The organism is Sulfurimonas sp. (assembly GCF_032250635.1).
Taxonomy (GTDB): Bacteria; Campylobacterota; Campylobacteria; order Campylobacterales; family Sulfurimonadaceae; genus Sulfurimonas.
Genome location: NZ_JAVVFL010000096.1, coordinates 1 through 8,393 on the forward strand (window position 1 = coordinate 1; position 8,393 = coordinate 8,393).

The 8,393-nt window shown below is 39.9% G+C and carries 9 protein-coding genes; 4 read left to right on the forward strand and 5 right to left on the reverse strand.

Annotated features, from left to right (window positions below; all coding sequences use genetic code 11):
- Positions 1-86: 86 nt before the first annotated feature.
- The 5 genes from RQ763_RS06905 to RQ763_RS06925 all read right to left on the reverse strand — a co-directional run bounded on the left by RQ763_RS06905 (position 87) and on the right by RQ763_RS06925 (position 4,400).
- Positions 87-902, reverse strand: a complete 816-nt coding sequence (locus tag RQ763_RS06905; RefSeq protein WP_314151963.1) for a hypothetical protein — start codon at positions 900-902, stop codon at positions 87-89.
- Positions 893-1,999 carry a homocitrate synthase gene (gene nifV, locus RQ763_RS06910; RefSeq protein ID WP_314151965.1) on the reverse strand — a complete coding sequence of 369 codons (1,107 nt, stop codon included), beginning with the start codon at positions 1,997-1,999 and terminating at the stop codon, positions 893-895. The genes RQ763_RS06905 and nifV overlap by 10 nt, the downstream gene beginning before the upstream one ends.
- Positions 2,000-2,062: 63 nt before the next feature.
- Complete coding sequence (gene nifB / locus RQ763_RS06915; RefSeq protein ID WP_314151967.1) at positions 2,063-3,520, reverse strand: nitrogenase cofactor biosynthesis protein NifB; 1,458 nt, start codon at positions 3,518-3,520, stop codon at positions 2,063-2,065.
- A gap of 113 nt (positions 3,521-3,633) precedes the next feature.
- The gene (locus RQ763_RS06920) at positions 3,634-4,014 is read right to left on the reverse strand and encodes a 4Fe-4S dicluster domain-containing protein (RefSeq protein WP_314151968.1); all 381 of its coding nucleotides are present in this window, start codon (positions 4,012-4,014) and stop codon (positions 3,634-3,636) included.
- Complete coding sequence (locus tag RQ763_RS06925; RefSeq protein WP_314151969.1) at positions 4,014-4,400, reverse strand: 4Fe-4S dicluster domain-containing protein; 387 nt, start codon at positions 4,398-4,400, stop codon at positions 4,014-4,016. The genes RQ763_RS06920 and RQ763_RS06925 overlap by 1 nt, the downstream gene beginning before the upstream one ends.
- Positions 4,401-4,505: 105 nt before the next feature.
- Between RQ763_RS06925 and RQ763_RS06930 the strand changes: the two genes are divergently transcribed.
- The 4 genes from RQ763_RS06930 to RQ763_RS06945 all read left to right on the forward strand — a co-directional run.
- Positions 4,506-5,003, forward strand: a complete 498-nt coding sequence (locus tag RQ763_RS06930) for a hypothetical protein (protein ID WP_314151970.1) — start codon at positions 4,506-4,508, stop codon at positions 5,001-5,003.
- On the forward strand, positions 5,000-5,440 hold the full coding sequence (locus tag RQ763_RS06935; protein ID WP_314151971.1) for a GNAT family N-acetyltransferase: 441 nt from the start codon (positions 5,000-5,002) through the stop codon (positions 5,438-5,440). Before RQ763_RS06930 ends, RQ763_RS06935 begins: the two co-directional genes overlap by 4 nt.
- A 100-nt stretch (positions 5,441-5,540) precedes the next feature.
- A complete protein-coding gene (locus RQ763_RS06940; protein WP_314151973.1) occupies positions 5,541-7,262 on the forward strand; it encodes an EAL domain-containing protein in 1,722 nt (573 codons plus the stop codon).
- A gap of 7 nt (positions 7,263-7,269) precedes the next feature.
- A partial coding sequence (locus tag RQ763_RS06945; RefSeq protein ID WP_314151974.1) for a SagB family peptide dehydrogenase occupies positions 7,270-8,393 on the forward strand: 1,124 nt, incomplete at its 3' end.

Below are 8,393 nucleotides of genomic sequence, written 5' to 3' on the forward strand. Positions count from 1 at the left end.
TCTAGTTATATCAGATGCTTTAGCATCAAGCTTTAGTGCCATAGCGGCTAGCGTAGCTTTATGGACTTTGTTCATAAAGCGTTCCACTAAAATGCGTAGACCATGTCCAGCTCTATGGATGGTTTTTTATTTAAGTAAAGAAGCGAATACTCCTCTACAAACTCAAATTTGTATGACATGTACAAATCAGTAATCTCCTTGACATCACTTGGAACAAAGGCGATGATTTTTTTTAGACCCCTATGGTGTATAAGCCCGCGCATCATCTTCTCGGCATCGGTGTATGCCGCATCCTCCATCGTCCAAGGTGATATCTTTATTAAAGATTTGCTTATCGCATATGAGTGCTGATAGCCAAATCCGGTTGATAAAACCAGTGATGATTGCTTAAGGAGAGCATTTTTAATATATTCGACACGGTTTTGCTTGTAGGCTCTTTTTTCTATGTATGCAAGAACGCCGAGATAGTTTTCGTTGCTGATGCTTTTTGCAGTTGCGTTTGAGAAGTTAAATGCGACTGCTCCGCCGCTGTAAAGTGCTTTTTGAAACTTTGCATACTCTAGAAAACCAAAGGAGAGCATGATATCTTTCTCCTCTTTTTTTGACATGTAGATAATTGATTTTTCGGATTCTACAATATTGTTTAGAAGAAGTCTGATTACTCTTTGTTTGCCCTCATTGTCAAAATCATCGGTGTAGTAAAAGTTGTTGATTAAGATGCTCTCATCCATCTCATAAGCAGAGATAAAAGCGACAAGTTTCTCCTCATCATACGCGCCGAAGCACAGAGAGTGATTCTCTTGGAATGTTTTTAAAATAAGCGATTTATCGAGTGTGAGCGTTTGAGAAAAGAGTTCTAAATCAGCTTCAAAGCTGTTTGAACGAATCCATCCTATGAACATAGATATAGCTCTTTTAGTTCTTGAGGATTTAAGACGCGTTTTCTGTTTGTCACGATTTCTCTTACTTTTGGAAGAATATTTTGTACTCTCTCCGCCATCGGTATAATTCCGCTTGCCCTGAGATGATATAGCAGCGTAGAGGCACCCGAGTGCTTTCCGATAGGAAAATATCTGTGCAGACCAACCGTCTCAGGCTCAAAAGCTTCATAAGCGTTTTTGGATTTAATCATACCGTTTACATGAATACCCGATTCATGCGAGAAGATATCCTCCCCGACAATCGGTCTGTTTCTGCTAATAGGGTTATCCGCAGCGACAGAGACAAAGTTTACAAGCTCTTGAAGTTTTGAAGCGTTGATGTCGCGCTCCTCTTTAAACTGATGTTTTAGGCTCATTAAAAGCTGTTCAAACGAAGCATTTCCTGCACGCTCTCCAAGTCCCATAACGGTTGTGTTTACACTGATAGCACCGGCTTGCAGACCTATAACGGAGTTTGCAGTTGCCATGCCGAAGTCGTTGTGCGTGTGCATCTCAATACCCAAAAGATTTTGAGAGACAAGATAGGAGATATTCTCATAAGTGGCATGAGGAGTTAAAATACCGACTGTGTCGCAGTATCTAAATCTTTTTGCTCCAAGAGAGGCGCCGAATTTCATCACCTCTGCCAAAAACTCATTATCCGCCCGGCTTGCATCTTCTGCGCCTATGCAGACAAAAAGATTCTCTCTTTTAGCCAGTGTGAGAACCTCTTCAAGATTTCTAAAAAGTTTATCTCTGTCTGAGCCGAATTTTATGTCGATGAGTGTTTGTGAAACGGGAATAGATAGGTCAACCGCTCTGATTCCGCATGCCAACGAACTCTCCAAATCACTTAGTGTCGCTCTGTTCCAGCTCATGATTCTAAGCGGAAGATTTAGAGAAAGAATCTCTTTTACATCCTCTTGCTCTTTTGCACCCATTGCAGGAATGCCTACTTCAAGCTCGTCTGCACCTGCCTCATATAGAAGCTGCGCAATTTTTAGTTTTTCATCTGTGTTAAACGCAACATACGGAGCCTGTTCGCCGTCTCTGAGCGTTGTGTCGTTTATGAGAGCCATAGTGTCCACCTCATATTAATATAAGAGTAGATATTCATAAACTGTTCCGTTTAAAGAACTTGGCTACCCAAGCTCTTTTTCGTTTGTGCGGAAGTGTTTTTGAAGAGATTCAAAGACAGATTTTTCTATAGGCTGGTTCGCATAACTCTCATCGCAGATAATGCCTATTTCATTTAAATCACCCATCGGACATTCGCCGATTTTTGCGGTCAGAAGGATTGAGCAATCTTTAAGAGAGTTTTTAATCTCTTCAATAGGGTTGTAGTTTTCTCCGTAATCTGCTCCAGAGTAAGAGCTCTCGATTTTTCTGTGCATTACAAATTTGATAGCCTTGTCACCAGCTTCGTAGATTAAGAACTCATTTGCCGAGCCAAAGTGCATGTTTATCATCCCTTCGCCAGAAGTCGTAACCGCTACGAGTTTTGTCTCGCCGTTTGAACTCAGCTGTGATTTGCTTGCCTGCTCGATTTTGATTCTCTGGTTCGCAGCTTCTAGATGTGTACGCCAGTTTTCTATCATCTCATGTTTTTTAACTCTTGATTTGATGTTGTATCTATCCTCAAGCGCCTCATAACTCATACCGATAAAAATATCTTTGCCAAACTCATCGCCTCTGTCTTCGCCAAGAAGACCTACGGCATCCGCACGGCACTGGCGGCAGTGGCTCATCAGTTTGATGTTCATACCGCATGCTTCTTGTGCTTCCATAACCTCTTGGTCTGTTGCGCTTGTAACTCCGTCTAATCCGAATTTTGTACCAAACTCAGGGCTTGAGAGCAGAGGCATGATGTTGTGTAAAAATACATTGAGCTCTTTTAACTTTTTTGCAACATTGACAACATCTTTGTCATTTACCCCTGGAATCAAAACAGAGTTTGCTTTTACAAGTATGCCTCTATCCGTTAGCATTTTGATACCTTCGAGCTGTTTTTGCAGAAGTATCTTCGCACCCTCGGCACCGAAGACTTTTTTATGATTCCAGTGAATCCACGGATAAATTTTGCTTCCTATCTCGCCTGTCTCATCTACCGTGTTGATCGTGACCGTTACGTGGTCTACGTTATATTTGACTATCTCGTCTATATAATCAGAGAGTCTCAGACCGTTTGTAGAGAGACAAAGTTTCAAGTCTGGCGCTTTTTCCTGCAGCAGTCTAAACGTCTCAAAAGTTTTCTCAGGATTTGCAAGTGCATCCCCCGGTCCCGCAACACCTACAACCGAGAGCTGCTGAATCTCTCCGCCGACATATAGCACTTTTTTTACAGCCTCTTGGGGCTTTAGTTTTCCGCTGGTAACACCGGGGCGAGACTCGTTTGAACAGTCATATTTTCGGTTACAGTAGTTACACTGAATATTACATGCAGGAGCGACAGGTACATGTATTCTTGCGTAGTGCTGGTGTGCACCCTCGCTATAACATGGATGATTGCTTATCTTTGCTTGTATCTCTAAGGCTTTAGAATCATTTGGATCGAAACCCATATCGCTATGTGTGCCGCATCCGCCAGTTGAACAACTCATAAAAAATCCTTTTAATTTTTCTTACTAACAGTTATTCAATATCTGTTCCTTTGAAAAGAAAGTGAGAAATTTTTTATGTGCGAGTGAAAACCAGAGCGGGGAGATTGCTCTGGTTATATTTGTATAGCCTCATAGGCTTCTCTTTGAGAGAGTGAGATGCTCTCTCTAAAAGGTCTTGGCTGATTCTCAGGTGAGAGAATGCCATTTTTCTTATGTTCACGTATGTTATAAATGCCTTTTTCATGGCCACTCATGTAGTACTCATTATGCTCGGGCGTATAAGGCATATCCCAAACAATCGCACCCTCCGTAGGACATACATCCGCGCATTTCGGTACGGTTGAATCGACACACTCAATGCACTTTTCAGGTTTTACATAAGTGTACTCGCCGCTTTGAAGCGGTGAGTCGTCTGCACTTACAATCGCAGTTGCAGGGCACTCGTCAATGCAAGCGTCACAGTTGATGCAGAGATCCGTGATTTTTACGGACATTAAAAGTTTCCTATATTTGCGTGAGATTCACGCTCGCTCATAGAGATATCTTCGATAAAAGGCTGCTCTTTTTGCTCAGGGAACATCAGACCTTTTTTCTTGTGCTCACGGATATTGTAAGTTCCGCTCTCATGACCCGCTTTATAGTAGTCATTAAACTCTAAAGTATACGGCATATCCCAAACGATCGCGCCCTCTGTCGGACAAGCTTCAACACATCTTGGAGCATCTGCATGCCCTACACACTCGACACAACTCTCAGGTTTTACGTAAAAAACACCATCGCTTGGATTTTTCTCATCATCCTCTGCCATAATTGCCGCTACCGGACACTCAGGTGCACACGCATCACAACTTATACACTCTTTAGTAATCATTACTGCCATATCAAACTCCTTAAATGTTATATAAAAGCAGTTATACATCTTCTATTCCACTCAAAGGTATATAACTTGCATAGACAGAATTAAAAGTAAATCTAAGGAGGCATCTTGGAAGTATTGGTAAATGATGAGGTAGTGGAGTTGAAAAATAGAGATAGAAAAGTAGGTTCTGAAGCTCCGGCAGCAAGAGTGGAAATGCTAAGCGGTGAGACAAAGGTTATCGGTATGATGGCGGACAGGGTTCAGGTAATGATTACGTTGGCAAATTGTGATGACCTCACGGATGGGTTGCTAAAAGTCATCAAGAAACACTCGCCAAAGGTATATATCTATATTATGGCTTCTACTGAGCTTGATACAAAATATGATGCAGGTATGACATCTTTAAATATTAAAGATTTTACTCTCAAATACGGCGTGAATATCAATGATGACTTGTGTGTGAAATCCATTTTTATTATTGACAAAGATGGCGTGATCGTTTACAAAAATGTACTCCCTGATCTGTTGTCTGAATTTGATCCGGAGGAGTTTGACCAAAAACTCTCCGAGGCGATCAACTTTAAAAAGAAGGGGCACACTCACGAAAATTGGATGGGCGTATGAAAATAAGAAAAGCTTATCTTGAAGATATCAAAGAGCTTAACTCTCTGTTAGAGAGTCTATTTTGCCAAGAGAAAGAGTTTGCTCCAGATGCCAAAAAACAGAAAATGGCACTCAAAAAGATCATAACTTCCAAAAAGACAGGCGACATTTTTGTATTAGAAATAGATAAAGAGATCGTAGCGATGGTAAACATCCTCTACACATACTCCACTGCTCTAGGCGCAAAAGTGGCTATTTTGGAAGATATGGTGGTAAAAGAGAGTGCTCGCCAAAGAGGTTACGGTTCCAAACTTTTAAAGGGTGTTTTAAAAGCCATGAAAAAAGAGAGAGTTTTACGAGTGACGCTTTTGAGTGATTTCGATAACGAAAAGGCGCATAAGTTTTACGAAAATTTCGGATTTAAAAAATCGAGTATGATAGTTATGAGAAAGATGTAAAGTTATCTTGACTTATGTATAAGATTGTCCAAAAAGTTGCTACAATAGTAGCTTTTGTGCCCTATATAGGGCAAATACTGAGTTGAAAACAGGCAGAACTATGAAGCATAACAAAGAGATGATGAGTAAAAAAAATGCAAAGGGTATTGCTATTCTTGAAAAACTATCCGAAATTCGTGATCATGAATTGGAACTGGAACAAGAGATAGAAGAGAAGACAAAAAAGCTCAATAAAACTATCCGCCAGTTGCAAAGTTACAAAGATGCTATGGATGTAAACTCCATCGTTACGATTGCCGACACAAGCGGAAAAATCAAATATGCAAATGACAAGTTCTATGAGGTCAGTAAATTTACTCTAGAAGAAGTTATAGGAAAAAATCACAATATTGTTCGCCATCCAGATATGCCAAAAGAGACCTTTAAAGAGATGTGGGAGACGATCCAGAGTAAAAAGATTTGGCATGGAAAGCTGAAAAATCTTACAAAAGATGGTAAAACCTATATTGTTCAAGCTGCAATCGTCCCAACTCTTGATGAAAACGGCGAAATTGAGGAGTATATTGCTACGCGCTATGAGATAACGGAGATAATCAATAAAAAAAATGAGATTGAGAGACTTTCAAAAACCGATATTTTAACCGGTCTTTATAACAGGTTCTATTTGAATGAAACTCTCAAAAATACTCATCAAGCAAGTATAGCTCTCATTGATATCAATAGCTTCCATGAAATAAACGATTTTTACGGTGACAAAGTAGGCGACAGTGTGATTGTAGAGCTCTCAAAAACCTTATATGGCAGACTAAAAGATCGCTATATGCTCTTTCATCTCTCAGGTGATGAATTTATCGTCTTTAACAAAAATATAGCACGAGATATTTTTATCAATGAGATGATAGAGGTCAACAACTATTTAAACAGCAAAACTCTTATGCTCCAAGATAAAGTCTTTTTTTTAAATACGACGATGAGTCTCTCTTTTGATGATGTTAACAATCTCCTTCCAAGCGTACATCTTGCAAAAGCTTGTGCGAAGCAAAATGCTCTGAGTTTTAATATTTACACGACAGACAACCCGTTAGAACGTGAGTATCAGGCAAATTTGGACTGGTCTAACAGAATTAAAAAAGCCATTAACGACGATAGGATGACGATCTATTTTCAGCCCATAGTCGATACCGTGACAAAAGAGACTGTAAAATATGAGACACTTGTGCGAATGATAGGAAAAAACGGTGATGTAATCTCTCCATACTTTTTCTTAGATAAGGCAAAAAAATCAAAACAGTACACGAAAATAAGCAAGATCGTAATAGAAAAATCACTTAAAGCTATGATGAAGCACTCCATAAAGTGCTCGATCAATATTACTATTGAAGATATAAAGAACAGTGATTCACGAAACTATATCTATGAAACGCTTAGCAGTTTTGAGAGGTGTGAAGATATTACCTTTGAGCTTGTGGAGTCAGAGGGGATTCATAACCTTGGTGAGGTGAGCGAGTTTATAAAGTGTATTAAATCATACGGCTGCAGACTGGCGATCGATGACTTTGGAACTGGTTACAGTAATTTTGAGTATCTCTTAAAACTAAACGCAGATATTATCAAGATAGACGGCTCGCTGATTAAAGAGATAGATAAAAACCAAGACCACTATGATATTGTAAAAACAATCGTGAACTTTGCAAAGATTAAAGGTTTGGAAGTAGTAGCAGAGTTTGTAAGTTCGGAGGCAATTTATGAAAAGATCAAGGAGCTTAATATTGAGTATTGTCAAGGTTACTACTTTGCAGAGCCCCAAGCGATGGAGCTTTAAAAGATAGATGCCGTTTTTTCATCAACAGACAAAACACTCCTACCTGAGCGTGAGAAAAAACGCTTCATTTTTAGACTGGCAATCTCAGCCGAGAAACTATAAGTTATACCCGCACTTCAACCAACGCTTTAAAATAGAGGCGTATGAAGAGCTTCAAGAGCTAAACCTCATAGGAGGAGTTACTTACGAGAAAAAGTATCCTCTCTCTACCTACCATCTGCGAAGCGTTCCTAGTGCAGGAGGACTTTACCCTTGCGAAGTTTATCTGCAAACCAGAGGTGTTAAAGGTCTGCTGGATGCTCTGTACCACTATGAACTGCACAGTGAGAGTTTGACACTTTTGCAAGAGATAGATAAAGACGGGGTTGAGTTTTACTTTAAAGAGCAAAAAAAACAGAAGGGACTTCTTTTTTTAATCTCCGCCGTCTATTTTAGAAGCACATGGAAGTACCGTGAGAGAAGCATACGCTACATACTTCTTGACTCAGGACATCAGCTCGGCGCACTCTACGCAGCTCTTTGTGTTATGGATCTAGAGTGTGAAGCAGTTTTTGATTTTGATAAAATCGGACTTGGCGAGGTGTGCGGTTTTCGTGAGGATGAGATGTTTACATGTGCTCTGCGAAGTTCTCATCCAAGCGAGAGCGAAGTGGTTAAATTACGCCAAAATCTCCCCTTTGTAAGCGGATGTGACTATCTTGAAACAAACGAGTTTGTTCAAAATGCCTATAAACAGAGCGCAGCTTATGAAGATGATACACTTAAATTTCCGGCTTTTTTTGCTTCCGTTCCAAACGAGCAGTTAAAAAGAGCTATTTTAAACCGTCGCTCTATCCGCGCATTTAGAGGAGAGAGCATACAAAAAGAGGAGCTCAATTTCATACTTGAAGATATTATTGCATTTGCTCTCAAAGAGAATATAGATATATATTATACGCTTCACTTGGTAGAAGAGGAGAAAATGGGTCTCTATAAAAACAGAGAGCTGCTGCAAGAGGGTGATTTTAGAAGCAAATCGAGATACCTCTCGCTAGAGCAGAAGTTGGGCGGAGAGAGCGCTGTAACATTTTACTTTACATCCGATGAAGTAAAAAAGTATCAAAAAGTAAATATATTGAGCGGATTTTTAGC